Below are 24,366 nucleotides of genomic sequence, written 5' to 3'. Positions count from 1 at the left end.
GATGATAGTGCGGATTACCCGTGTGAAAGTAGGACATTGCCAGACACCCATTAGAACGCCCGTACAGACAACTGTACGGGCGTTTTGCTTTGTGCCGTGCCTTGGCAATTCTTTGCAGAGGCACTAAGCCAAAGGCAGCCGATTGAGTGCCTTGCGGGCGTAGTCTATGGTCTCGCTGGCCGTGAGCCCGATCGCGGCTGTAAATTCCTGGCGCCACAGATCGGCGGCAGCACCATGTACAAAGACGCCAAACCTTGCCGCTTCTGCTGGGGTCATGCCTTGGGCCAGCAGCGCAGCAATCATCCCACCCAGAATGTCTCCCTGGCCTGCAGCTGCCAGCGCTGCATTGCCTGATCCATTGATAGTCAGGTGCTTGCCATTGCAAACCACGGTACCGGAACCCTTGAGCACCACGGTGCATCCGTAACGTTGTGCCAAAGCACTGGCCGCACGTAATCGGTCTTGCTGGATTTCAGGTGTGGCTATCCCCAGCAATCGGGCTGCTTCTGTCGGATGTGGGGTAAGAATGGCGGGCGTCGTTCGTGCTTTGCACAATTGGGCCAGCTCGGTATGGCTGGCGAGCAAATTCAGGGCGTCTGCATCGATCACCAACGGCTCTGGGCGGGGCAGGAGAACGCGCAGCACCTCAATCGCAGCATCGCTTTGTCCGAGGCCGGGGCCAGCGAGCCAGACGTCGTGTGGCTGATTTATCAGGTCGTTGACGGACGCCAGCATGAGCTCCGGTGCCAGCAGGTCTACCGCTAAGCCCGCACCCAGCAAGCCAACACGGATTTTTCCTGCGCCTAGCTTCAGGGCGGCGCGGCCGGCAAGCAGCGGTGCGCCTGTCATACCATGGGCACCACCCACGATGCCAATTGTCCCGTAGCTGCCTTTGTGAGTGGCCTGGCGCCGTTGCAAGCTGCCTGGCAAGGTCTCGGGCTGATAGAGCTGCAGATCGCCGGCAGGTAGCGCGTTGGGTGGGATATCCAGGTCAAAGATTAATACCTGACCCGCGTAATCCTGACCCTGGGCCGTATGCAGACCCGGTTTGTCACCAATAAAGGTCAGTGTCGTTTGTGCGTGCAGCGCCGCGCCGCGTACCGCGCCGGTGTCCGCATCCAGACCACTGGGAATATCCAGCGCAATCACCTTCTGACCGCTGTTCTCGATCTGCTTGAACAGGGCGCTGACTGGCTCTGGCACATCCCGGCTCAGGCCGATGCCAAAAAGCGCATCAATAACCAGGTCGTCTTGTTCGTCCCAGCTATCATCGAGCGTGCCGCCTGCCCGGTGCCATAGTTCCAGGGCGCGGGCGGTGGGGGCAGATGCCGCTTTGGTACTGCCCAGATAATGCACTTTGACCTTATAACCCCCTTCCTTGAGGTGGCGAGCAACCGTCAGGCCATCACCGCCGTTGTTGCCGGGGCCGACCAGCACCACAATGCGAGTGTCCTGCGCGTAGCGGGTGGCTACCCACTGCGCAGCAGCAAGGCCGGCCCGCACCATCAATTGTGCACCCGCAGCCACCTGAGTCTGTTCGATGTGGCGCGTGGTGGTGCTGTTAAACAGGGCATGAGTCATGATCAGGAAGCCGGCAAGGTCAAAACAAATGCGGCCGCTCGCACGAGATCAGAAGATCAAGGTGCGATCGTGTTCCAGCAAGGCCTGGACGTCTTCCAGGCTGGCCCGTTCTTTTTCTTCCCGGCGCGGGTTTTGCCGCTCGGCCAGTCTGGGCCGGACATACAGCTTGATCTGTGTATCGTCATACCAGAAGGCCAGCGTAGGGTAGAGCGCGTGGCGGTGTGTCGGTGGCGGCTCCAGATGCTGGTATTCGATCCGCTCATTCAACAAGAAAATCTCGACGCTTTTGGGGTCATCGGTATACACGAGCAGATTGATATCGGAGTGATCCCCGGCGACGCCAGAGAGTACCGACCCGGTTAGCCACGGCGTGAAACTGCGGAGCAAGCGCATGACCGTCACGGCTTTGTGCCGTAATTCCTGCAAACAGCCATCATGCTCCGGTTGGTAGATAGCGCGGTAGCTGGCGAGCGCGTCTTCGATTTCCTGATTGGAGGGCAGCACGTGCGCATCAGACACGCCCAGATGACGGGCCGCTTTTTTCTTGGCCAGTGCGAAGTCGTGCATATGATCTTCGGCGATCAGGCGAGCGGCGTGGTGTGCAATTTCGGCACGCAGGGTCAGGGTGTGACGATCGGCTGAAAAGGATTTACCCATGATGGCGGTTCTCCAGGTGGCGGTCAGGTCGGTCGGGCAGGGCTGCCGTCTGTGGCTGCAGGATCAAGGCTGTCGCTGGGTGGGAACCTCCGGGAAAGGTCTCGGGGGAGTAAGGCGCCAGAGTTTCCGGCCCCTTACCTCCATAACAGTAATTCATTGTGAGGAATTACGCGAATCCGGTTTGTGCGGCACTGCCTAAAATAACAGGTCTTTGATTTCGTCCAGGGGTTGGGATGCGACCGAACCGCTGCCCAGGCCCAGTTCCGGGTTGGTTTGCGTGTATTCCGCAAAGAAATATTCAGTGCGGTCGCCTTTCTCGGTCTGGATGGTTTGTGCCACAACGCCGTCCGGCACCGGGTATTGTCGCTCAGGTACGTCGGCCAGTGCCTTGCCCATGTAGTTGATCCAGATGGGCAGTGCAGCTGCGCCCCCTGTTTCTGAGCCGCCCAACGAGCGAGGTTGATCAAAGCCTACCCAGGCCACCGTGACGACGTCCGGATTGAAGCCGGCAAACCAGGCATCATGCGTATCGTTAGTGGTCCCGGTTTTGCCGGCAAGATCGGTGCGGCCCAGTACCCGCGCTTTAGAGCCGGTGCCATAACGCACCACGTCTTGCATCATGCTGGTCATGACAAAGGCATTGCGTGCTTCCAGCGTGCGTTTGGCGTTCTGTCCTGCCACCTGCGGTGCGGTTTGTGCCACCAGGTTGCCACGGCCATCGACAATTTTGTCGACATACCAGGAGTAGACGCGATAGCCGGTGTTGGAGAACACCGCATAACCCTCCGCCAGTTGCAGTGGCGTAACGCTGCCCGCGCCCAGCGCCATGGTCAGATAAGCGGGGTTTTGCTGCGGCGTAAAGCCAAAGCGCGTATCAAACTGCTGTGCGTACGGCGGTGTGATGGATTGCAAAATGCGGATCGACACAAGATTTTTGGAGTGTGTGAGCGCATTGCGTACGGTCATCATGCCTTCGTACTTGCCATCGTAGTTTTTGGGTTCCCATTTCTGCCCGCCCACCTGATCCGGGTTGATGACGATGGGCGCGTCATTGATCAGCGTGGCCGGAGTGACGCCTTTTTCCAGCGCTGCCGAATACACAAAGGGTTTGAAGCTGGAGCCCGGCTGCCGCCAGGCCTGGGTGACATGATTGAAATTGTTGCGGTTAAAGTCATAGCCGCCGACCAGAGCCTTGACGGCGCCGTTCTGGCTATCGATCGAGACCAGTGCGCCTTCCACCTGTGGCAACTGTGAGATCACCCATCCACTGTCTTGCTTCACCACGCGAATGATGGCGCCGGGACGAATCCGTGCGGTTGGGTTGGCTTTCTCGGTCAGCGCAAAACGTGCAAATTTCAGTCCATCTCCCTCTATGGTGATCACCTCGCCCCCCTTGAGCCAGGCTTTGACCAACTTGGGCGACGCACTCTGTACGATCGCCGCCAGTTCTTCATCAGAGTCCTTGATGTCAGCTACTGCATCGTCTAATGCTTCTTCATTACCAGCATTGAAAAGTTCTGGGTCTATAAAGCCTTCAGGACCCCGATATCCATGACGGATGTCGTAATCGACAAGGCCCTTTCGCAGGGCAACATACGCGGCTGTCTGGTTCTTGCTGTCGAGCGTCGTGTAAACCTTGAATCCGGCGGTATACGCGGCATCCTTGTAACGGTCGAACATCATTTGTCGTACCGATTCGGCTACGTATTCAGCGTGTACCGGGAAATCCTGGACCATACGCTTGATGGTGAGGGGGGTGTTCAGGGCTGTGTTGTACTGTTCGTCGGTGATGAAATGCAGCTCATGCATGCGCCGTAATACATATTGCTGGCGTAATGTAGCGCGTTTGAAATTGGCGACTGGATTGTAGGACGAAGGAGCCTTGGGCAGGCCGGCCAGCATGGCGGCTTCGGCAACATTTAATTGTTTCAGGTCTTTGCCGAAATAAGTCTGTGCAGCAGAAGCAAAACCGTATGCACGTTGGCCCAGATAAATCTGGTTCAGATAAAGTTCCAGAATCTGGTCTTTGGAAAGATTGTGTTCAATTTTGAATGCAAGCAGTGCTTCGTTGAATTTACGGCTTAATGTTTTTTCGTTGGACAGATAAAAATTGCGGGCGACCTGCATGGTGATGGTACTGGCGCCAGACTGGACATGGCCAGGAATCATGTTGCCTGCCATGGCGCGCATGACGCCCATGTAGTCGACACCGCCGTGCTGGTAAAAGCGTTCGTCTTCCGCTGCCAGCAAGGCTTGTTTCATGACCAGGGGAACCTGGTCAATGGGGATGAAAGCGCGGCGTTCTTCGCCGAATTCACCGATTAACACCTGATCAGCGGTATATACACGCAACGGAATTTTAGGGTGGTACTCGGTTAATGCTTCAAGCGAGGGTAATCGCGGATAGGTCAGAAGGACGGCAAAGAAGACCAGACCGACGGCAAAAAGAATAAGGCCGGAGAAGATGCCGAGGCAAATAAACAGAATTCGTTTTGTCATTTTGTTCATTAATGGCCGCATTACAAAGTTTTTAAGATATACGCAGCCTGTTGCAAAAATAAACGTAAATACCAGGCGCTTCTTTACAGGTCTGGCCGCAGCTTGTTAGGATTTTCACGCATTCTGACAGCTTACCATCCTACTTTCCTGTTTTTAAAAGGAAATTGTGTTGAATCTCGACTTTCTCAAACCAAAGGCGCCGCCGTTGATCGGAGTGGATATTAGCTCCTCGGCCGTCAAGATGGTCGAACTGGGTCAAACCGGGCGCAACTATAGTCTTGAGCGCTATGTGATCGAGCCATTGCCAAAAGACGCTGTAACCGACGGCAACATTGCCAACATGGAAGCAGTGGGCGAAGCCGTGCGCCGCGCCTGGAAGCAAATGGGCACCCGGTTGAAAAACGTGGCGATTGCCTTGCCGGCAGCGTCCGTCATCACCAAGAAAATTCTGGTGCCCGGTGAGCTCTCTGAACGTGATCTGGAAACGCAGGTGGAAACCGAAGCGAACCAGTACATCCCGTTTTCGCTCGATGAGGTGAACCTGGACTTCCAGGTACTGGGCGCAGCGCCCAATGTACCGGAAGAAAACGAGGTGCTCATCGCTGCCGCCAAGAAGGAAAAGGTGGAAGAGCGTGTGGCGGCCATTGAACTGGCCGGTCTCAAAGCGCTGGTGGTGGACGTAGAGTCCTACGCGACCCAGGCGGCATTTGAGCTGATGCGTCCGCAGTTGCCCAACAACGGTGACAACCAGATTGTGGCCGTGGTGGACATTGGCGCGACCGCCATGCACATGAACATCTTCAAAGATGGCCAGTCGATTTACAGTCGCGATCAAGCCTACGCCGGCAATCAGCTGACTCAGGAAATCCAGCGCAAGTTCAACATGTCTTCGGACGACGCGGAAGTCGCCAAGAAGCAAGGTGGGCTGCCGGAAAACTATGAGCCGGAAGTGCTGCAGCCGTTCATGGATACCATGGCGCTGGAAATCTCCCGTTCTTTGCAGTTCTTCTACACCTCCAGCAACTACAACACGGTCGACCATATTTTGCTGGCCGGCGGTTGCAGCGCCATTCACGGTCTTGATGATGCGGTGTCAAGCCGTACCCAGGTCACCAGCACCATGCGCGCCAACCCGTTCTACGGCATGGCCACTGGCAAGGTCCGTGGCAAGCAAATCCAGCTGGATGCCCCTTCTTTGTTGATCGCATGTGGTCTGGCCATGCGGAGGTTTGACCCGACATGATCCGCATTAACCTGTTACCGCACCGGGAAGAAGCGCGCAAAGCGCGGCACAACCGGTATCTGGCGATGCTGGGCGTCGCTTTTGCTGCCGCCGCGGCAATTGTGGCGCTGGTTTACTTTTACTATCAGGCCCGCATTGATACCCAGATCGAGCGCAACCAGTTCCTGACTCAGGAAAACGCCAAGCTCGATCAGCAGATTGCCGAGATCGACAAGCTCAAGCAGGAAAAGCAGCAGTTGCTGGACCGCAAGAAAGTGGTTGAGCGTCTGCAATCGAATCGTTCTGAAGACGTGAAGGTGCTGGATCAGCTGACACGGCAGACGCCGGAAGGCATTTACCTGAAGAACGTCAAGCAGACCGATATGGTGCTTAACCTCAATGGTTACGCCCAGTCCAATGCCCGTGTTTCCACCTATATGCGCAACCTGGCTGATTCGCCGGTGTTTGAGCAACCGACGCTGATTGAAGTGAAGTCGGCGCAGGTGGGGAACCAGCGTTTGTCCGAGTTCACCCTGGTTGTCCATATTGCGCGTCCCAAGGATGACGCTTCTGGCCCGGCGGCTGCACGTAACGCTGCATCTGCGCCTGGAGGTGCCAAATGACGCTTGATGAATTGCGCAACCTTGACCCCAAGGATATGGGGAACTGGCCACGCGCGGCACAGATTGGTCTGGTCGTGGTCGTCGCAGTGCTGGTGCTGGTGCTGGGTTACTTCCTGTTGTGGAGTGACCAGATGGACCAACTGGCTGCCGGGCAGCAGCAGGAAGAGGCGCTGAAGACGCAGTATCTGGACAAAGCCCAGAAGGCGGCCAACCTGGAAGCCTACAAGCAGCAGCTGGCAGAAATTCAGCAATCGTTCGGTGTGTTGTTGCGCCAGTTGCCGACCAAGTCGGAAATGGAAACGTTGCTGACTGAAATTAACCAGGCTGGCGTGGGGCGTGGTCTGCAGTTTGATTTGTTCAAACCGGATACCGAAACCAAAACCGCTGAATTTGCGGAAATGCCGATCAACATCAAGATCACTGGTAGCTATCACGATCTGTCGGCCTTTGTGAGCGATGTTGCGCAACTGTCGCGCATTGTGACGCTGACCAATATCGAACTGACGGTGCCCAAGGCGCCCGATACGCTGAGTATGTCGGCCGTGATCAAGACCTACCGCGCGCTGGACGACGCGGAGCAACAACAGGTGCATCAGGCTGAGACTGCTGCGAAGAAGAGGACGCAATGAGTAACCCTCGCTTGGACCATCTGCACAAACGCATGATGCTGCGCGGCCTCGCGGTGTCGATGCTCGCACTGATGCTGGCTGGTTGCTTCGGTGACGAGAACAGCGATCTGAAGGCCTGGATGCACGAACGCGCGGAAGGGATGCGCGGCCATATCGAGCCGCTGCCGGAAGCGCGTCAGTACACGCCATTTGCCTACAACGCCTTTGATATGGCCGATCCGTTCAATCCCCACAAGATGGACGCGGCAAGAAAGAGCAACAGCGCGCTGGCGCCGGATCAGAACCGGCCCAAGGAAGCGCTGGAAAACTACGATCTTGAGAAGCTGACGTTTGTCGGCACGCTGCAGCAGGGCAAGACGGTACAGGCATTGGTGCACGCGCCTGACGGCAATTTGTACCGGGTCAAGGTCGGTAACTATATGGGGCAGAACTTCGGCAAGATCCTGGCGATCACCGATACCGAAGTGAAGCTGAAAGAAATCGTCGAAGACAGTGGTGGAGACTGGGTGGAGCGCGACACGTCGCTTCCCCTGCAAGAGGCGGAGCAAAAGAAATGATCAAGGCATCTTTCCTGCAACGAGCGTTGCTGGCCAGTGGCATGCTGGTGGCGTCGTGGGCGTTTGCGGCAGATATCACCGCCGTGGATGTAACGACGATTTCTGCTGAAAAGCAGGTGGTCAAGCTGACCTTCAGCGGTGATGTGCCGACGCCGACCAGCTTCTCGGTCAACACACCACCGCGTATTGCCTTTGACTTTGCCGGTACCGGCAATCAAGTGGGCAAGAGCACGGTTCAGGTCAATGGCGCAGCACTGCGCCTGATCAACCTGGCGGAAGGTTCCGGCCGTACCCGCGTGGTGCTGAACCTGCAAAAGCAGGCTGGCTACACCACCAAGGTCGATGGCAAGACCTATCTGATTACCCTGGATTCCACGCAGTCTGCGGTCTCCAGCGAAGCGCGCCCGGTGCACTTTGCCGACGTGAAGCCCTCCGCCACGACTCAGTCGATCAAGGCGGTCGATTTCCGTCGCGGCCCGAATGGCGAAGGTCGTCTGGTGGTCGATCTGTCTGACCCCAACGTCGGTATCGATATCAAGCCACAAGGCAAGAGCCTGGTGGTGGACTTCACCAAAGCCACGCTGCCCAAGCCGCTGGAGCGCCGTCTGGATGTGACCGACTTTGGTACTCCGGTGGTCAAGGTGGATTCGTTCAGTCTGGGCGATAACGCCCGCATGGTGATCGAACCCAAGGGCAACTGGGAATACTCCGCGTACCAGACTGAAAACCGCTTCATTGTTGAAGTGCGTGAGAAGATTGATGATGACAAGGTCGTCAAGGCCAAGCCGGTTTACAAGGGTGAGAAACTCTCGCTGAACTTCCAGAACGTGGAAATCCGCACGGTACTGCAAGTGATTGCCGAGTTCACCGGGCTGAACATCATTACTTCTGACACGGTCAACGGTAACCTGACGCTGCGTCTGAAAGATGTGCCGTGGGATCAAGCGCTGGATATCATCCTGCAAGCCAAGGGTCTGGATCAGCGTCGCAGCGGCAATGTGCTGTGGATTGCCCCGCGCCAGGAACTGGCCGACAAGGAAAAGCAACAATTCGAAGTGCAAAAGGCAACGGACGATCTGGAGCCGACCCGCACCGAATCGTTCCAGCTCAAGTATCAGAAGGGTGACGACATCAAGAAGATGCTCACCGACGGCCAGCAAATGCTGTCCAAGCGCGGTAGTGTCGTGGTGGATCAACGCACCAACACGCTGTTCATCTCTGATGTGTCGAGCAAGCTGGAGCAGATTCGCGGCATTATCAACAAGGTGGATATTCCGGTTCGTCAGGTGTTGATTGAGGCACGGATTGTGGAAGCATCCGATACCTTCAGCCGTGAACTGGGTGCGCGTCTGGGCTGGGCTGCACTGGGTCACACCGGCGGCACCACCATCGGAACTGCGCCAAGCCTGAACAACATCAACTCCAGCTCGGGTAACAATATTGCGTCGGGCACCACGCTGGGTGGTAGCGATGCGACCAACCTGTTGAACGTGAACCTGCCGGCAACGGGTCTGGGTGTGGGTAATGCCTCCACCTTCGCCCTGGTGGCAGCAAGCGCCAACTGGCTGGTGGGTCTGGAAATCTCTGCACTGGAAGCGGACAGCAAAGGCAAGATTATCTCCAGCCCGCGTCTGGTGACGGCTGACCAGGTGGAAGCGGTGATTGAAGACGGTCAACAGATTCCGTACTCGCAAAGCGCGCAGAACGGGGCTACGACCATTGCCTTCAAGGACGCCACCCTGTCGCTGCGTGTCACGCCGCAGATCACGCCAGACGGCAACGTGATCATGGACGTGAAGGTCAACAAGGATAGCGTGGGCCAGAACACCAGCAACGGTCCGGCCATCAACACCAAGCACATCGAAACCAAGGTGCTGGTCGAGAATGGCGGCACGATTGTGATCGGTGGTATCTACACCCAGACGCTGACCAACTCGCAGAACAAGACCCCGCTGCTGGGCGATATCCCTATCCTTGGCAATTTGTTCAAGTACAAGATTGATACGGATAACCGTGCCGAACTGCTGATCTTCATCACACCGAAGATTCTGCAGTCTGACCTGACCCTGCGTTAAACCGCACAGGTTGCAAAAAAGGAGAGCCGCGGCTCTCCTTTTTTGTTGTCCACGTCAGCGGCCGCAGGCTGACGCGTGCCATGCCCGGCTGGCTTCTGTACAATTGATCATTATGAAAATCCCAGGCAACTTCTTTCTTGTCGGCCTGATGGGCGCCGGCAAAACGACAGTCGGTCGGGCGCTGGCGCGGGCGACTGGCAAAACCTTTTACGACTCGGATCATGAGATCGAGGCGCGTACTGGTGTACGCATTCCCACGATTTTTGAACTGGAGGGCGAAACGGGTTTTCGCGGCCGCGAACACGATGTGATCGCGGAACTGGTGGCCATGAAAGACATTGTGCTGGCGACCGGTGGTGGCGCGGTGCTCAATCCGGAAAATCGTGCCAATCTGCGGCGCGGCGGCTTTGTGATCTACTTGCGTGCCAGTGTGGATGACCTTTATCTGCGCACCGCGCACGACAAGAATCGTCCGTTATTGCAAACTGCCAATCCCAAGCAGCGCCTGGCGGAACTGTTTGAAGCGCGCGACCCGCTGTACCGCGAAGTGGCAGACCTGGTCGTTGATACCAGCCGCCAGACCGTCCAGCATCTGACCCACCAACTCTTGCAGCAACTGGAACAAAAAGCATATGCGCACCGTCAAGCTTGATCTCGGCCCGGATTCTTATGACATCGTGATTGGCCGGGGTCTCTTGGCGCAAGTGGAGCGCATGACCGCGCTGTTGCCCCAGAAGCGCGCCGCCATCGTGACCAACACCACGGTTGCCGCGCTCTATCTGGCGCCGTTGCAAAAGGCGCTGGAAGCCGCAGGGGTGCAGATCATTCCGATCGTGCTGCCCGATGGTGAGCAATACAAAACCTGGGAAACGCTGAACCTGATTTTTGACGGACTGCTGACCGCACGTGCCGAACGCAAGACCACGCTGATTGCCCTGGGCGGTGGCGTGGTGGGCGATATGACCGGTTTTGCGGCCGCGGTGTATCAGCGCGGCGTGCCGTTTATCCAGATTCCGACCACCTTGCTGGCGCAGGTGGACTCCTCTGTTGGGGGGAAGACCGCCATCAACCATCCGCTGGGCAAGAACATGATTGGCTCGTTCTACCAGCCCCAGTTGGTACTGGCTGATCTGGCCTCGCTCGATACCTTGCCGGATCGCGAATATTCGGCTGGCCTGGCCGAAGTCATCAAATATGGCCTCATCGACGATCTGCCTTTTCTGGAATGGCTGGAAGCCAATATCGAACGCCTGATGGGGCGCGACACCGATGCACTGGCCTATGCCGTAGAGCGCAGCTGCCAGAACAAGGCGCGGATTGTCGGTGAAGATGAGAAAGAGCACGGTGTGCGTGCGCTGTTGAACCTGGGTCATACCTTTGGTCACGCCATTGAAACCGGCCTGGGTTACGGCGCCTGGCTGCATGGTGAAGCTGTGGCCGCAGGTATGGTGCTGGCCGCGCGGGCCTCGTATGAACTGGGGCAGATCACGGATGCTGACCTCGCCCGTATCATCAAGCTACTGGACGCCGCCGGCCTGCCAACCATGGCCCCGGCGCTGGGGTACGAGCGCTATGCCGCTCTGATGGCGCAAGACAAGAAAGTCGACGCCGGCCAGATCAAGTTCATCATCATGCGCAAGCTGGGCGAGTCGTACATGGGGACGCTCTCGCCCGAAGTCATTGCCGCTGCGCTTCAGGCCGGCTGCAGCGACGACGCGGCCGCTTCACGCGTCGCATAGTCTTCCAGCGATTCATCCAGGGTCATCCGCATCTGGTCGATCAATTCGGCCAGATATTTGCCGTCATGTGTGTATAGCGGTGTCACCACGTGCTCAAACACGTCCACCAGCTTGATATGCCGCAGGGAGATGGCCGAGACCCACGCGCCATCGCGCACCTGTTCTACCCAGCCTTTTTCCAGCATGCGTTCCAGCAGGCCGTGTGCAGTGTCCAGCCCCAGACTGACCGCCCGGCGTAGCTCATCGATATGCATGATCTCGCCCCGATGACGCGCACGGGAAAGCTCAACAAGGATACGCAGTGCCTGCTCAAAGCGTGTGCCAGCGTGGCTTTGCCAGGTCCAGGCATTGCCGTGCCAGTACGACAGACTGGCTGAGAACACTGCGCCGCCCAGCACAATCACCCAGCAGACATACAGCCAGGTCAAAAAGATCGGGAAGCTGGCAAACGCGCCGTAAACCAGTTTGAGGGTCACGAACTCGTTGATATACAGGCCGAACAAACCCTTCATTAATTCCAGCAAAATCCCCACCAGCAAGCCCGCAGCCACGGCATGACGGCGTGGCACATAGCAATTGGGGATCATCTTGTACATCAGGCTGAGCATGGCGAACGTCACCATGGTCGGCCCAATGCGCACGGTACTGTCAAAAATGTGGAATCCACCAATCAGGCCGCGATGGTAGAACCAGGACGTCATCGTCAAACTCAGCCCCAACGCCAGCGGGCCCAGCGTGAGCGCCGCCCAGTAGATCAGCGTCCGGGTCAGCAGTTTGCGCTGCCGGCGCACCGCCCAGATCTGGTTGAAGGATTTCTCGATATTGAACACCAGCAGCAAGGCGGTTACGGCCAGGCCGATCGTACCGAACGCCGTCAGTTTTTCAGCGTTGTCAGAGAACTGTTTGAGATACACGCTGATGACTTTGGACGAGGCATCCGGCACCAGGTTGATCACGATGAAGTTGCGAAAGCGGTTGCTGTAATCGCTGAACATCGGGAACGCCGAGAACAACGTCAGCGCAATGGTAAACAGCGGAATAATGGCCAGCAGTGTGGTGTAGGTCAGGCTGCCGGCGGTCTGCATGCAGCGGTCTACCAGCAGGCGGCGCCCGACAAACTGCATGAAGCCATACAGTCTGCGCCAGGAGTGCAAGGTCAGCCAGGTTTGAAGTTGCTGTCGAGCCACCAGAAAATGCCGCATGTGCGTTGAATGTTCCTGCAGAAATGATGCCGTCAAAGGGGCGGCGGGAATTTATAATACGCGAGTTTAACCATACCGCCGCTACGCGGGTTCGCCATCGTCATGGTGAAGTTCACGCGTGTCGGAAACCCCTGATTCTTCGCTGGAGTTTTCCTTGGCTGACATTCTGGTTCTGTATTACAGCACGCATGGCGCTACCCGCCAGCTTGCCCAACTGATCGCCCGCGGTGTGGAAGCCGTACCCGGCGCGCAAGCCCGGTTGCGCACCGTTCCGCGTGTTTCGACCGTGTGCGAGGCCACCGAGCCCGCCGTGCCCGAATCCGGCGCCCCGTATGTAAGCGAGCAGGACCTGACCGAGTGCATTGGCATTGCAGTGGGTTGCCCCACACGCTTTGGCAATATGGCCGCGCCGATGAAGTATTTCTGGGACTCCACCATCAACGCCTGGCTCTCCGGGTTGTTGGTTGGCAAACCCGCCAGCGTGTTTACCAGCACCGGCTCCATGCACGGGGGTAACGAGGCCACGCTACTGACGATGATGATTCCGTTATTGCATCACGGCATGATCATGGTGGGTACGCCGTATTCCGAAGAAGCCCTCTCTGCGACCGAGAGTGGTGGCACGCCCTATGGCGTCAGCCATATTGCCGGTGGACGTGGTGAAAAGCCCATTTCCGAACATGAACGTGCGCTGGCGCTGGCCCAGGGTAAGCGGCTGGCGCAGATTGCGCTCAAACTGGCCGCCGCATGACGCCCGCCACCAAACGCGCCTGGGCGCAATGGACGGCGGTGGGCTGTGTGCTGGCGCTGATTGCGTTGTGTCTGGCCTGGGAGCTATGGCTGGCACCATTGCGGCCCGGCGGCTCGTCGCTGGCCCTTAAGGCCGTGCCGTTGCTGCTGCCGCTGCGGGGCTTGTTGCACGGTCGACGTTACACCTATCAATGGTCGTCCATGTTCATCTTGCTGTGGTGGACGGAAGGACTGACGCGGGCGTGGAGTGACACGGGTTTGTCCCAGCGTCTGGCACTGCTGGAAGTGCTGCTGACCACCGTCGCATTTCTGGCGATTGCCTGGTATGCCAAATGGACACGCCCCAGCGTACTGGAAGCGGAAATCGAGGCCGCCGAAAAAAGCGCATAAAAAAACAGGCCGGATGCCTGTTTGTCTGGTTAACGCGCGAAGGGAAAATAATGCCGGAGCCGTTCAACCTGCGGGGAAGTGATGCTTCCTGCGGTTGAGGGTATCAAAGCTTTCGGTAAAGCTTTGCCTGTCCCGCCTTGTGGGCAGGAAGAAATCCGGCAACATCGCAATATCTGGAAACGGCCCGCCCAGCGGGCCGTTTTCATTGAACCGATGCGTCGATAAACGGCTTAGACGGGTTGCGGATGCGTACGTGTGATATTGGCGTGTAATTTGTTCACAGCGGAGATATAAGCCTTGGCGCTGGCCACCAGAATGTCGGTGTCGGCGCCCTGACCATTGACCACTCGGCCGTCTTTGGACAGACGCACCGTCACTTCACCCTGGCTGTCGGTCCCCTGGGTGATGGCGTTGACCGAATACAACTGCAGTTCGGCGCCGCTATTGGCAATCGATTCAATGGCTTTGAAGGCGGCATCAATCGGGCCGTCGCCCTCGCATTCCACGCGGTGTTCTTTGCCGTTCTCGTTCATGACCAGCGTGGCACTCGGCGTTTCACCGGTTTCAGACACGATCTTGAGCGAGGTCAGGCGCCAGGTTTCCTGTTCCTTGTTGACCAGTTCATCTGACACCAGTGCGTGCAGGTCTTCGTCGAAGATTTCACGCTTGCGATCGGCCAGATCCTTGAAGCGGGCAAATGCGGCGTTCAGCGCTTCTTCGCTCGCCAGTTCAATGCCCAGTGCGGTCAGCTTGGTCTTGAAGGCGTTCCGGCCAGAGAGCTTGCCCAGGGTGAGGCGGTTGGTGGTCCAGCCGACCGATTCCGCGCTCATGATTTCGTAGGTTTCGCGGTGCTTGAGCACGCCGTCCTGATGAATGCCGGATTCATGCGCAAACGCGTTGGCACCCACAATCGCCTTGTTCGGCTGTACCGGGTAACCGGTGATGGTGGAAACCAGCTTGGACGCCGGCACGATTTGAGTCGCGTCGATGCGGGTTTCTACGCCAAAGATATCCTTGCGGGTTTTCACCGCCATTACGATTTCTTCCAGGCTGGCGTTGCCTGCGCGCTCACCCAGACCGTTGATGGTGCATTCCACCTGACGTGCGCCACCCAGCACCGCAGACAGCGAGTTGGCTACGGACATGCCCAGATCGTCATGGCAATGGGCAGACCAGATGACCTTGTCGCCACCCGGTGTTGCGGCAATCAGATCACGGAAAAACGCTTCGGTGACACGCGGAATGGCGTAGCCGACGGTATCCGGTACGTTGATGGTACGGGCGCCGGCCTTGATCACTTCGCCAAAAATACGGGCGAGGAAGACCGGGTCCGAACGCAGCGCGTCTTCGGCGGAAAATTCCACGTCATCCGTGTATTCGCGGGCAATCGTCACGGCCTTGATTGCGGCCTCGACCACCTGATCCGGATGCATGCGCAGCTTCTTTTCCATATGGATCGGGCTGGTCGCAATAAAGGTATGTACACGGCCACGTGCGGCGGGCGAGATGGCTTCGCCAGCGGCGCGCACATCACGCTCGTTGGCACGGGCCAGCGAACAGATCGTGGATTCACGGATGATGCCGGCAATGGTGCGGATGGATTCGGCATCACCCGGGCTGGCGGCGGCAAAGCCGGCTTCAATGACGTCAACACCCAGACGTTCCAGTTGGCGGGCGATGCGGATTTTCTCTTCGCGGGTCATCGAGGCGCCGGGAGACTGCTCGCCGTCACGCAAGGTGGTGTCGAAAATGTAAAGACGATCGCCCATATTCGGTGTGCTCCGTGTGGCCGGTGCAGCGTCTGCACCGGTAAAAAACGACTGGATGTCGAAAGCGCGCCCCTGACTGGCGGCAAGCCGGGAAATACGGTTCAGTGCGGAGAGGGGCATGCTGCCGCGCTCGCGCCATTTGTAGATGGCGGCGCGCGAAACAGGATCATCAGGGAAGAGGCGGTTGAGCGCGTCGGCCAACTCGCTGGGGCCGCCAAATTGCTCAATCAAACGTTCAATGTCCACTGACATGTCATGCTCCAGACCGGATATTGGTCTGAAGCATAAAACGTCGTGGACATTTGGTCAAACGATTTTGTCCAATTTTTGTCGAACAAGTGCAGGCTGCACGATGGGATTCGACAATTGATAGACTTAATGTCTAATTTGAGGCGCCATTGGATGGGCGCTCAGCCGGTTTCTTACCGCGGCGCAGTAGTTTCCACACCCACATCACATAGCCGGATGCGGCGTAGACGAGGAACAGGCAGAACAGCATCAGTTGCGGCTTGGCCGCCAGGGCCAGGAGCGCCAGCATCATCACCAGCATGGCGACAAAGGGCACGGTCTTGCGCATGTTGATTTCCTTGAAGCTCCAGAACGGCACATTGGAGACCATGGAAAGGCCCGCAAACAGCGTCAGCAACAAGGCCAGCAGCGGCAGCGCATCGCTGATCGGCGAGAGCAGATCGGCATATTCATGGCTGATCCACACGAGGCCGGCCACCAGCGCAGCGGCGGACGGGGAGGGCAGGCCCTGGAACCAGCGTTTGTCGCCGGTTTCAATATTGGTGTTGAAACGCGCCAGGCGCAGCGCGGCACCGGCGCAGTAAACAAACGCCACCATCCAGCCTACTTTGCCGAACTCACGCAGCGCCCATTCGTAGACCACCAGTGCTGGGGCCACGCCAAAGGACACCATGTCGGAAAGGCTGTCAAATTCAGCACCAAAAGCCGATTGGGTGCGGGTCAGCCGCGCCACGCGGCCATCCAGACCATCCAGCACCATGGCAATGAAAATGGCGACAGCGGCGGGCACGAACATCTTGTTCATCGACTGCACGATGGCATAAAAGCCAGAGAACAAGGCCGCCAGTGTGAACAGGTTGGGCAGCAGATAAATGCTCTGCCGCCGGAGTGTCTGGCGACGTAATGCGATTGGACGTTTGGGTTGCACAGGTGAGTTCCTTGCTTGTTATAGGCGGTCTGTCGCTAACAGAACCATGCTGCACTGAAGGTTGAACAGATCAGCATGGTTGTGTTGGCGGTCCGGGCGTAAACCCGGACGCACCGCATCAGGCCAGTTCAGCCAGGATGGTTTCGGTGGCGGAGACCTTGTCGCCAATGGTGACACGCGCTTTGGCGGTCAGCGGCAGGTACACGTCCACGCGGGAGCCAAAGCGGATAAAGCCGTAGCGCTGGCCGCGCGCGAGCTGGTCACCCACCTTGGCATAGCACAGGATACGACGTGCGACGAGGCCGGCGATCTGCACAAAGGTCACTTGGGTGCCATCAGCAAGGCGCGCCAGAACGGCGTTGCGCTCGTTTTCTTTGGAGGCTTTGTCCAGCGCCGCGTTCAGGAAAGAACCGGCGTTGTATTCGATATGTTCGATGGTGCCGTCAACCGGGCTGCGGTTGGAATGTACGTTGAATACGTTCATGAACACGCTGATCTTGAGCGCTTCAACCTTGCGGTACGGGTCCATGGCTTTTTCCACGACCACGATTCGGCCATCGGCCGGGCTCAGGATGGCTTTGGGCGCTTGCGGGATTTCACGCGGCGGATCACGGAAGAACTGCACCACAAATACGGCGATGATCCAGAGCGGGATCGACCAGGCGCCAAACAGCGCGGTCACAACAATAGCCACGATCAGGCTGATGGCAATAAAAGGCCAACCTTCGCGGGCAAGGATAGGATGAGGGTAGTGTTTGTTCAAATTGTTCCCCGAGGGTCTGGGCGCGGCTGGCAAAAAAAACGGTCTGGCCTCTTCACACCGCCACGGTGTGCGCGTTGCCGGACTCGTCAGCCGTACTGATCACAAAGTGCAGATTGTAACCTGGGGGCCGGGGCTGCGGCATGCCGCATTGTGGTGCGACCGGCTAACCGGTTGCGATGGTGCGGTAAAGGCCGTAGCAGAAAATGTCTTCGGCCTGACCACAACTCATCCCCCAGCCAGGTCGCATGCCTTCACGCACAAAACCGGCTTTTTCCAGCAAGGCCACGGAGGGTGCATTGCGGATGAGTACGGTGGCATCAAAGCGTTGCAAGGCCAACTCGTCAAAGCCGTAGCGCAACACAGCGCAGACGGCCTCGAACGCATAACCCTTGCGCTGAAACGGTAAACCAATCCAGTAGCCCAGTTCCGCGCGATGTCCCTGCCGGATATCGTGCAGTTCTACACACCCGACCAGTTGCAGGCCACCACGTTGGCGGATACCCAGATAAACGGCTTGCCCGGCCGCAAACAGGCCGGGGTGGGTGGCAATCCACTCCGCCGCCGCACCGTCTGGATACGGACAGGGCGCGTTATCGAGCATGCTGATGAGCGCGGGCGCACTGGCAAATGCCTGTACCTGGTCGGCATCTTCGGCACTGAACGCGGTGAGGACCAGGTTCTGCGTCATGATCAACGGAAAATCGCCCACGGTTTTATCTCTGCATTGATGTATGCAGGATAATGCGCGTGGGCGTGTTGGCGTTGACCGGCCAGACTTATGGCTGGGCGAGGCGCGAGTGGTGACGGGCGTAGCCGAAATACACGACCAGCCCGATCAGAATCCAGATGCCGAATGCTTTCCAGGTGATCGGCTGGAGCGCGCTCATCAAAAACAGGCAGAAGGCCACACCCAGCAGCGGTACAACGGGAACCCCGGGGCAGCGGAAAGCACGGTGCAGATCAGGCCGGGTTTTACGCAGCACAATCACCGCAATGGAGACCAGCGCAAAGGCCGACAGCGTGCCGATATTGATCAGTTCTGCCAGGACATTGAGCGGAATCAGCGCGCCGATAATGCCGAACACAATGCCGACCACCCAGGTGGTGACAAAGGGGGTGGCAAAGCGCGGATGCACGCGCGCCAGCGCTTCGGGCAGCAAACCATCGCGTGACATGGCAAAAATCACCCGGGTCTGGCCGTACATCATCACCAGAATCACGGTCGTCATGCCGAGGATGGCACCCAGATCAATAAACCCGGCCACCCAGTTCTGCCCGGCATATTGCAGTGCCAGCGAGACCGGGTGATCAACGCCTTCAAACTGCTTGAACGGCACAATACCGGTCATGATGGCGGATACGGCCACGTACAGAATGGTGCAGACCGATAGCGAACCAATAATGCCGATCGGCAAATCACGCTTGGGGTTTTTGACTTCTTCGGCTGCGCTGGACACTGCGTCGAAACCGATAAAGGCAAAGAACAACAAAGCCGCCGCGTTGAATACGCCGTGGAACCCGAACGGCATGAACGGCGTCCAGTTGGCTGGCTTGACGTAACCGACGCCGACCGCAATGAACAACAATACGATGCCGATCTTGATTGCCACCATAATGTTGTTGAGTTTGGCAAAGCCGGACACGCCGATTGATACCAGCGTGGTGATCAGCATCATGATGACGAAGGCGGGCAGGTTAAAGAGTGTCGTCTTGCCGGCCAGGGCCCCTGGCGCTGCGGTGAGCGCCGTGGGCAGGTCAAAACCGAAGCCATGCAGCAGGGACTGGAAATACCCGGACCAGCCAACCGACACGGCGGAAGTGGCCAGACCGTATTCCAGCATCAGATCCCAGCCGATGATCCAGGCCACGATCTCGCCCAGCGCGGCGTAGGAATACGCGTAGATGGAACCGGAAACCGGAATGGTGGAGGCGAACTCGGCATAGGCCAGTGCGGACAAACCGCAGGCGATGGCGGCAATGACAAAAGAGAGTGTCAGTGCCGGGCCGGCGGTCAGGGCGCCAGTGCCGGTCAGGACAAAAATGCCGGTGCCGATGATGGCGCCAATACCCATGAAGACGAGGTCCATGGAACCCAGCGCTTTTTTCAGGCCCGAAGCACCCGATTCGCTGACGGCGACCATCGCGTCAATATTTTTGGTACGAAAAATGCTCATGTTGTTGTGCTTTCGAAGTTGCGGCGGGACCGCCAGGTGCCATGGGGCACCTGCGAGCGGTCAGTGGCTCGCCTCGTGGGCTAACAGGTGCGGCGATCAATTCAGGAGACCGGGGTATGGCCAGGAGAAACGTGCCGCGAATGGAATCTGGACACCAGCTCTTACCGGTTAGTCCGGCTTGCTGGTAATGTCAAGATTCACTTGGAGGGGTAGTCGAACAGTACACGCCCATCGTCGGGCTTGTAAGGTTGAAAATCCCCACTTGTTTTTTTCTGGAATTGCATGATTTGTATGCCATTTTTTGATCAAACTGCGGGTCCTGCCGAAAAAATGACCGAAACCCAAGACAAGGAGAGCGGCATGTGGGCTGACATCACCGCACAACTGGCCGCCGTCACCGGCCGAGCGCTGCAGTTTCGCCGTGCCGAGGTAGTGGCCGGGGGCGATATCAACGAAGCCTGGCGCCTGCGCACTAGTGAAGGCGACTGGTTTGTCAAACTCAACACTGCATCGCGGCGGGCCATGTTTGAGGCCGAACGCGCCGGCCTTGCCGCGCTGGCGCGGGGCATCCATGTGCCGTCGCCGGTGTTGTGCGGCGTAGCGGGGGAGCACGCTTTTCTGGTGCTGGAATGGCTGGATTTGCGCCGGCGGGGCGATGAGGCCGAACTGGGCCGGCAACTGGCCCGGTTGCACCGGCTCACTGCGCCGCAATACGGCTGGCCGCATGACAACACCATTGGCAGCACCACCCAGCCCAACGGCTGGATGGACAACTGGCTGGATTTCTTTCGCGAGCGCCGGCTGGGGCACCAGTTTGCGCTGGCCGCCCGCAATGGCATTGCCCTGCGCGATACGCGCCTCTTGCTCGATTGCCTGCCGGCGTTGTTGGGTGGGCGCAAAACCGTCCCGTCGTTGTTGCATGGCGATTTGTGGGGCGGTAATGCCGCATGGCTGCCCGATGGCAGTCCGCTTCTGTTTGATCCAGCTTGCTACTATGGAGACCGGGAAACCGATCTGGCGCTAACCGGCTTGTTTGGCGGTTTTGGCAGCGCGTTTTATGCCGCTTACCAGGCCACCTGGCCGCTGGAGCCGGGGTTTGAACGGCGGCGCGATCTCTACAATCTGTACCACATGGTCAATCACGCCAATATGTTCGGTGGCGGTTATGTGCAGCGCAGCCAAAGCATGATCGACGCGCTGATTGTGAACATTCAGGCTTGAGCGGATTGACCGCCTCATCGTTTAATGCCAACCCGCGCCACGGCGCGGTCCACTGAAAAAAGACAGGGCCAATATCAGGTCCGGCCCCAAACTGGAGAATGCATGCAGGTCACCTTGCAGGCCATGATCGGCGCAACGCCAGAGCGCGCGCCCGCGCTGCTGCGCGAACTGGTAGAAACCATGCGCCCGCGCCGGGTGGATGACGCCCAGGCCGCCATCAACGGTGTTCGTTCCCTGGCGTTTTTGCTGGAGCAATCACCCCAGGCGCGGGCGGCATTGCGTCGTTGCCTGCTGGCGGTGCTGTCCCGCAGTGAACAAGTCCAGTTCTTTGCCGACACCGGCATTTTGTCCAACGAGAGCTTTTTCTCTGCCGTATCGCGCCGCATTGGTGATCGGCTACTGCCGCCGGCACCGAATCCTGGCGCGTTGCGGGATTTGTTTGGCAGCGTGTTTTACCGGCATAACGATTACATCTGGCTGGAAAGCGTGCCGCAGGACATCTGGTTCAGCCTTGGCACGGCACTGCATATTGAAGAAGAAACTGACGTTGAGCAGATTGGCCGCGTACGCGGGCAATTGCTGGATGCCATTGAAGTGTTGTCAACGCGTATTGCCGCCATTGGCCTTGAGCCGGAAATCACCCGCAACCAGCCAGAAACGCGGCGCAGCGTATCGCCCTTTGTGCGGCAAAACCTGGAAGTGCATGCCTTCATTGAGCACAACCTGCAAGCCATGACCGAGAAAACGGTGCCGCAGGAAGACGAGCGCCATATTCTTGTGCTGCTGGAGCAATGTGAAGACGTGATCAGCCGCGTGCGCAAATACGCCATGCGCAACGGGGTTTCGGTCAGCCTGAGCTACCATTTGCTGCGGATTACCCAGCATATCGAACGCTTGAAAGCGCTGCTGCGGCTGGTGTCGGTGACGCGTACGCGGGAAAAAAGCGAAGCCATTCTGGGCGTCAGCCTGACGCTGGTCCGGGCAGAAAACCGCAAGCATTCGTTGCGCGACGTGTTTGCCGAAAACACCGAGATGCTGGCGCTGCAAGTGACCGAACACGCCAGCCACACCGGCGGCCATTACATTGCCGAAACCCGCAAGGAATGGCGCGGCATGTTCCGCTCTGCCGCAGGTGCCGGGGTGATTGTCGGCTTTATGGCGCTGCTCAAACTGTTGTTTGCCAAGGCCCATCTGCCGCTTTTGCTGGAGGCCCTGGCCTTTGGCTTGAACTACGCCTTTGGCTTCATGCTGGTGCATATTCTGCATTTCACCATCGCCACCAAGCAGCCCGCCATGACAGCGGCGCGGATCGCCGCCACGCTGCACGAAGGCACACGCTCGGGCAAGCTCAAGCCGGACGATATCGACCAGTTGAGCGAATTGATCGTCAAAGTCTTCCGCACCCAGTTCATCGCCATTCTGGGCAACGTGCTGGTGGTGCTGCCCACGGCGCTGCTGATCGCGCTGGGCTGGGTATGGAGCACCGGCCATCCGGTGGCGGATGCCGACAAGGCCCAGCATTTGCTGCACGATCTGAACCCGATCCAGAGCCTGGCGTTGTTCCACGCCGGTATTGCCGGGGTATGCCTGTTTCTGGCCGGGCTGATATCGGGTTATTACGATAACAAGGCGCTGTACAACCAGATACCGCAACGGATTGCGGCGCTGCCGTGGTTGAACCGGCTGGCCGGTGAGCAACGCGCGCGGCGGCTGGGCAATTATCTGGGCAACAACCTGGGGGCGCTGGCCGGCAATTTTTACTTTGGCATGATGCTGGGCACCATCGGTACTATCGGCGTCCTGCTGGGTTTGCCGATTGATATCCGCCACATCACCTTCTCGTCCGCCTACCTGTCATTTGCCGCCGTCACGTTTGATTTTGCGCTGGACTGGCATGTGGTGGCGATCTCGGCGCTCGGGATTGCGCTGATCGGGTATATCAACCTGATTGTGAGTTTCGGGCTGGCGCTGTGGGTCGCGCTGCGTTCGCGCAAGCTGACCTTGCGGGCCACGCGGCCTATTGTCGGGCGCCTGTTGCGCCGTTCCGTCCGCCGCCCGCAGGATTTTCTGATTCCGCCCCGGGCACGGGTAGAAGAAACCAAAGTGACCGAATTGAAAGGGGAAAATGTTGTTGAATGGGTTCAGCGCCGCCGCGCAGACACTGGCCGATGAAGGCAAGCTGATCTGGCCAGGTTTTCTCAGCCAGGACGAAGTACGACAACTGCGCGCCGACATGGATGCGCGTCGCGACACCTTTCATGCCGCCGGGATCGGCCGCGAACAAGGCTATCAGCGCGATACATCCATTCGCGGGGACGAGGTCCTGTGGCTGGAGAACGACGCGCCGCTCTCTGTACCCATCCTGTCTGCGCTGGAAAATCTGCGGCAGACCTTCAACAGTGAGCTGTATCTGGGCCTGGCGGAATTCGAGGCTCATTTCGCGGTCTATCCGCTGGGGGGCTTTTACAAACGCCATCTGGATCAGCACCGCAATCGCGACACGCGGGTAGTCACTTTTGTGTTGTACCTTAACGAGGACTGGCATGAGCAAGATGGCGGCCAGTTACGTATTTATCTGGACGGTACACAAAGCGGCGCCTGGCAGGATGTGACGCCCCACGGCGGCACGCTGGTGCTGTTTTTGTCGGACCGGTTTGAGCATGAAGTTATTCCCGCCACGCGGGAGCGGCGTTCGCTCACCGGCTGGTTCCGCCGCCGCGCGCTGTAAGCGCAGTGTGAATGTTGCGCTCCCAGCCATTTGGTCGGTTGCCTATAATGGGTTGATTACGTTCGCAATTCTCATAATTGTTGATTGAAAATCAAACGGCATCTCGGGAGAAAATCATGAAATTTCGCAACACGCTGATCATTGCCATGAGCGCGGCTGCGCTGGGTCTTGCCGGCTGTGCCAGTGATTCGGCCAATACCTACACGCGCAGCCAGGCCATGCGCACGTCCACCGCCCAGGCCGGGACAGTAGAAAGTGTGCGCAATGTGCGCATCCAGAATGACACCAATGCCATTGGCACGATTGCCGGTGGTGTGATCGGTGGTGCGGCCGCCAGCCAGATCGGTGGTGGCAATGGCGCGATTGTGGCCGGTGTACTGGGTGCCATTGCCGGTGGCGTGGTGGGTAACCAGGTCGAGAAACAGGGCAGCACCCAGAACGCGTATGAAATCACGGTGCGCCTGGATAACGGTCAGCGTCTGGTCGTGACCCAGGCTGCGGATGTCGCCTTTGGCATTGGTCAGCGCGTCGACGTGATCAGCGATGGTCAGACCAGCCGTGTCGTGCCGACCTCGCAACAAGCTGTGCCGGTACAGCGCTAATTGCCAGC

General features: G+C 58.2%; 21 protein-coding genes and 1 pseudogene. 13 read left to right on the top strand and 9 right to left on the bottom strand.

Features of this window, described 5'->3' with window-relative positions:
* Nucleotides 1-123: 123 nt before the first annotated feature.
* From HNQ50_RS19155 to HNQ50_RS19145, 3 genes are all read right to left on the bottom strand, one after another.
* A complete protein-coding gene (locus HNQ50_RS19155) occupies nt 124-1,581 on the bottom strand; it encodes an NAD(P)H-hydrate dehydratase (RefSeq protein ID WP_184102822.1) in 1,458 nt (485 codons plus the stop codon).
* Between the two features lie 48 nt (nt 1,582-1,629).
* A complete protein-coding gene (locus HNQ50_RS19150) occupies nt 1,630-2,238 on the bottom strand; it encodes a nucleotidyltransferase family protein (RefSeq protein ID WP_184102821.1) in 609 nt (202 codons plus the stop codon).
* Between the two features lie 195 nt (nt 2,239-2,433).
* Nucleotides 2,434-4,737, bottom strand: a complete 2,304-nt coding sequence (locus tag HNQ50_RS19145; protein WP_184102820.1) for a penicillin-binding protein 1A — start codon at nt 4,735-4,737, stop codon at nt 2,434-2,436.
* A gap of 214 nt (nt 4,738-4,951) precedes the next feature.
* On the opposite strand from HNQ50_RS19145, the gene HNQ50_RS19140 reads away from it, so the two are divergent.
* From HNQ50_RS19140 to aroB, 7 genes are all read left to right on the top strand, one after another.
* Nucleotides 4,952-5,980 (top strand): pilus assembly protein PilM, encoded by a 1,029-nt coding sequence (locus HNQ50_RS19140; protein WP_308419184.1) that lies wholly within the window; start codon nt 4,952-4,954, stop codon nt 5,978-5,980.
* Complete coding sequence (locus HNQ50_RS19135) at nt 5,977-6,582, top strand: PilN domain-containing protein (RefSeq protein ID WP_184102818.1); 606 nt, start codon at nt 5,977-5,979, stop codon at nt 6,580-6,582. The genes HNQ50_RS19140 and HNQ50_RS19135 overlap by 4 nt, the downstream gene beginning before the upstream one ends.
* Nucleotides 6,579-7,211, top strand: coding sequence for a type IV pilus inner membrane component PilO (locus tag HNQ50_RS19130; protein ID WP_184102817.1), 633 nt, complete (start codon nt 6,579-6,581; stop codon nt 7,209-7,211). Before HNQ50_RS19135 ends, HNQ50_RS19130 begins: the two co-directional genes overlap by 4 nt.
* Complete coding sequence (locus HNQ50_RS19125) at nt 7,208-7,768, top strand: pilus assembly protein PilP (protein WP_246428790.1); 561 nt, start codon at nt 7,208-7,210, stop codon at nt 7,766-7,768. The genes HNQ50_RS19130 and HNQ50_RS19125 overlap by 4 nt, the downstream gene beginning before the upstream one ends.
* The gene (locus HNQ50_RS19120; protein ID WP_184102816.1) at nt 7,765-9,843 is read left to right on the top strand and encodes a type IV pilus secretin PilQ; all 2,079 of its coding nucleotides are present in this window, start codon (nt 7,765-7,767) and stop codon (nt 9,841-9,843) included. The genes HNQ50_RS19125 and HNQ50_RS19120 overlap by 4 nt, the downstream gene beginning before the upstream one ends.
* A 112-nt stretch (nt 9,844-9,955) precedes the next feature.
* On the top strand, nt 9,956-10,495 hold the full coding sequence (locus HNQ50_RS19115; RefSeq protein WP_184102815.1) for a shikimate kinase: 540 nt from the start codon (nt 9,956-9,958) through the stop codon (nt 10,493-10,495).
* A complete protein-coding gene (gene aroB, locus HNQ50_RS19110) occupies nt 10,476-11,582 on the top strand; it encodes a 3-dehydroquinate synthase (protein WP_184102814.1) in 1,107 nt (368 codons plus the stop codon). The genes HNQ50_RS19115 and aroB overlap by 20 nt, the downstream gene beginning before the upstream one ends.
* On the opposite strand, the gene HNQ50_RS19105 is transcribed toward aroB, so the two are convergent.
* On the bottom strand, nt 11,537-12,784 hold the full coding sequence (locus HNQ50_RS19105; protein WP_184102813.1) for a YihY family inner membrane protein: 1,248 nt from the start codon (nt 12,782-12,784) through the stop codon (nt 11,537-11,539). The genes aroB and HNQ50_RS19105 overlap by 46 nt on opposite strands.
* 154 nt (nt 12,785-12,938) lie before the next feature.
* Between HNQ50_RS19105 and wrbA the strand changes: the two genes are divergently transcribed.
* Both wrbA and HNQ50_RS19095 read left to right on the top strand, forming a co-directional pair.
* The gene (gene wrbA, locus HNQ50_RS19100) at nt 12,939-13,535 is read left to right on the top strand and encodes an NAD(P)H:quinone oxidoreductase (protein ID WP_184102812.1); all 597 of its coding nucleotides are present in this window, start codon (nt 12,939-12,941) and stop codon (nt 13,533-13,535) included.
* Entirely contained in the window at nt 13,532-13,924 is a 393-nt protein-coding gene (locus tag HNQ50_RS19095) for a DUF2069 domain-containing protein (RefSeq protein WP_184102811.1), read from the top strand. Before wrbA ends, HNQ50_RS19095 begins: the two co-directional genes overlap by 4 nt.
* Nucleotides 13,925-14,154: 230 nt before the next feature.
* On the opposite strand, the gene HNQ50_RS19090 is transcribed toward HNQ50_RS19095, so the two are convergent.
* The 5 genes and pseudogenes from HNQ50_RS19090 to bcaP all read right to left on the bottom strand — a co-directional run bounded on the left by HNQ50_RS19090 (nt 14,155) and on the right by bcaP (nt 19,807).
* Nucleotides 14,155-15,945 carry a 2-isopropylmalate synthase gene (locus tag HNQ50_RS19090; protein ID WP_184102810.1) on the bottom strand — a complete coding sequence of 597 codons (1,791 nt, stop codon included), beginning with the start codon at nt 15,943-15,945 and terminating at the stop codon, nt 14,155-14,157.
* 130 nt (nt 15,946-16,075) lie between these two features.
* On the bottom strand, nt 16,076-16,870 hold the full coding sequence (gene pssA, locus HNQ50_RS19085) for a CDP-diacylglycerol--serine O-phosphatidyltransferase (protein WP_184102809.1): 795 nt from the start codon (nt 16,868-16,870) through the stop codon (nt 16,076-16,078).
* Nucleotides 16,871-16,994: 124 nt separating this feature from the next.
* Nucleotides 16,995-17,633: pseudogene (locus HNQ50_RS19080) on the bottom strand (phosphatidylserine decarboxylase); the annotation flags it as partial.
* A 163-nt stretch (nt 17,634-17,796) separates the two neighbouring features.
* On the bottom strand, nt 17,797-18,342 hold the full coding sequence (locus HNQ50_RS19075; protein WP_184102807.1) for a GNAT family N-acetyltransferase: 546 nt from the start codon (nt 18,340-18,342) through the stop codon (nt 17,797-17,799).
* Between the two features lie 67 nt (nt 18,343-18,409).
* Complete coding sequence (gene bcaP / locus HNQ50_RS19070) at nt 18,410-19,807, bottom strand: branched-chain amino acid transporter BcaP (RefSeq protein WP_184102806.1); 1,398 nt, start codon at nt 19,805-19,807, stop codon at nt 18,410-18,412.
* 360 nt (nt 19,808-20,167) lie between these two features.
* Here bcaP and HNQ50_RS19065 point away from each other — a divergent pair, with 360 nt between their 5' ends.
* From HNQ50_RS19065 to HNQ50_RS19050, 4 genes are all read left to right on the top strand, one after another.
* Nucleotides 20,168-21,028 carry a fructosamine kinase family protein gene (locus HNQ50_RS19065; protein WP_184102805.1) on the top strand — a complete coding sequence of 287 codons (861 nt, stop codon included), beginning with the start codon at nt 20,168-20,170 and terminating at the stop codon, nt 21,026-21,028.
* A 102-nt stretch (nt 21,029-21,130) separates the two neighbouring features.
* Nucleotides 21,131-23,200 carry a site-specific recombinase gene (locus HNQ50_RS19060; protein ID WP_184102804.1) on the top strand — a complete coding sequence of 690 codons (2,070 nt, stop codon included), beginning with the start codon at nt 21,131-21,133 and terminating at the stop codon, nt 23,198-23,200.
* Nucleotides 23,154-23,756 carry a 2OG-Fe(II) oxygenase gene (locus HNQ50_RS19055; protein ID WP_184102803.1) on the top strand — a complete coding sequence of 201 codons (603 nt, stop codon included), beginning with the start codon at nt 23,154-23,156 and terminating at the stop codon, nt 23,754-23,756. The genes HNQ50_RS19060 and HNQ50_RS19055 overlap by 47 nt, the downstream gene beginning before the upstream one ends.
* 116 nt (nt 23,757-23,872) lie before the next feature.
* Nucleotides 23,873-24,358, top strand: coding sequence for an outer membrane lipoprotein (locus HNQ50_RS19050; protein ID WP_184102802.1), 486 nt, complete (start codon nt 23,873-23,875; stop codon nt 24,356-24,358).
* Nucleotides 24,359-24,366: the final 8 nt, after the last annotated feature.

This window comes from Silvimonas terrae (assembly GCF_014202765.1).
Classification (GTDB): domain Bacteria; phylum Pseudomonadota; class Gammaproteobacteria; order Burkholderiales; family Chitinibacteraceae; genus Silvimonas; species Silvimonas terrae.
This window is presented reverse-complemented; position numbering and strand designations above follow the sequence as displayed.

What these genes read in the sequence shown, in the direction of transcription:
- HNQ50_RS19105 (WP_184102813.1), bottom strand. Translation starts at nt 12,784, where the DNA reads ATGCGGCATTTTCTGGTGGCTCGACAGCAACTTCAAACCTGGCTGACC.
- HNQ50_RS19050 (WP_184102802.1), top strand. Translation starts at nt 23,873, where the DNA reads ATGAAATTTCGCAACACGCTGATCATTGCCATGAGCGCGGCTGCGCTG.
- HNQ50_RS19060 (WP_184102804.1), top strand. Translation starts at nt 21,131, where the DNA reads ATGCAGGTCACCTTGCAGGCCATGATCGGCGCAACGCCAGAGCGCGCG.
- HNQ50_RS19155 (WP_184102822.1), bottom strand. Translation starts at nt 1,581, where the DNA reads ATGACTCATGCCCTGTTTAACAGCACCACCACGCGCCACATCGAACAG.
- HNQ50_RS19130 (WP_184102817.1), top strand. Translation starts at nt 6,579, where the DNA reads ATGACGCTTGATGAATTGCGCAACCTTGACCCCAAGGATATGGGGAAC.
- HNQ50_RS19120 (WP_184102816.1), top strand. Translation starts at nt 7,765, where the DNA reads ATGATCAAGGCATCTTTCCTGCAACGAGCGTTGCTGGCCAGTGGCATG.
- HNQ50_RS19145 (WP_184102820.1), bottom strand. Translation starts at nt 4,737, where the DNA reads ATGACAAAACGAATTCTGTTTATTTGCCTCGGCATCTTCTCCGGCCTT.
- HNQ50_RS19095 (WP_184102811.1), top strand. Translation starts at nt 13,532, where the DNA reads ATGACGCCCGCCACCAAACGCGCCTGGGCGCAATGGACGGCGGTGGGC.
- HNQ50_RS19115 (WP_184102815.1), top strand. Translation starts at nt 9,956, where the DNA reads ATGAAAATCCCAGGCAACTTCTTTCTTGTCGGCCTGATGGGCGCCGGC.
- bcaP (WP_184102806.1), bottom strand. Translation starts at nt 19,807, where the DNA reads ATGAGCATTTTTCGTACCAAAAATATTGACGCGATGGTCGCCGTCAGC.
- HNQ50_RS19125 (WP_246428790.1), top strand. Translation starts at nt 7,208, where the DNA reads ATGAGTAACCCTCGCTTGGACCATCTGCACAAACGCATGATGCTGCGC.
- HNQ50_RS19090 (WP_184102810.1), bottom strand. Translation starts at nt 15,945, where the DNA reads ATGTCAGTGGACATTGAACGTTTGATTGAGCAATTTGGCGGCCCCAGC.
- HNQ50_RS19135 (WP_184102818.1), top strand. Translation starts at nt 5,977, where the DNA reads ATGATCCGCATTAACCTGTTACCGCACCGGGAAGAAGCGCGCAAAGCG.
- HNQ50_RS19150 (WP_184102821.1), bottom strand. Translation starts at nt 2,238, where the DNA reads ATGGGTAAATCCTTTTCAGCCGATCGTCACACCCTGACCCTGCGTGCC.
- aroB (WP_184102814.1), top strand. Translation starts at nt 10,476, where the DNA reads ATGCGCACCGTCAAGCTTGATCTCGGCCCGGATTCTTATGACATCGTG.
- HNQ50_RS19065 (WP_184102805.1), top strand. Translation starts at nt 20,168, where the DNA reads ATGTGGGCTGACATCACCGCACAACTGGCCGCCGTCACCGGCCGAGCG.
- HNQ50_RS19055 (WP_184102803.1), top strand. Translation starts at nt 23,154, where the DNA reads ATGTTGTTGAATGGGTTCAGCGCCGCCGCGCAGACACTGGCCGATGAA.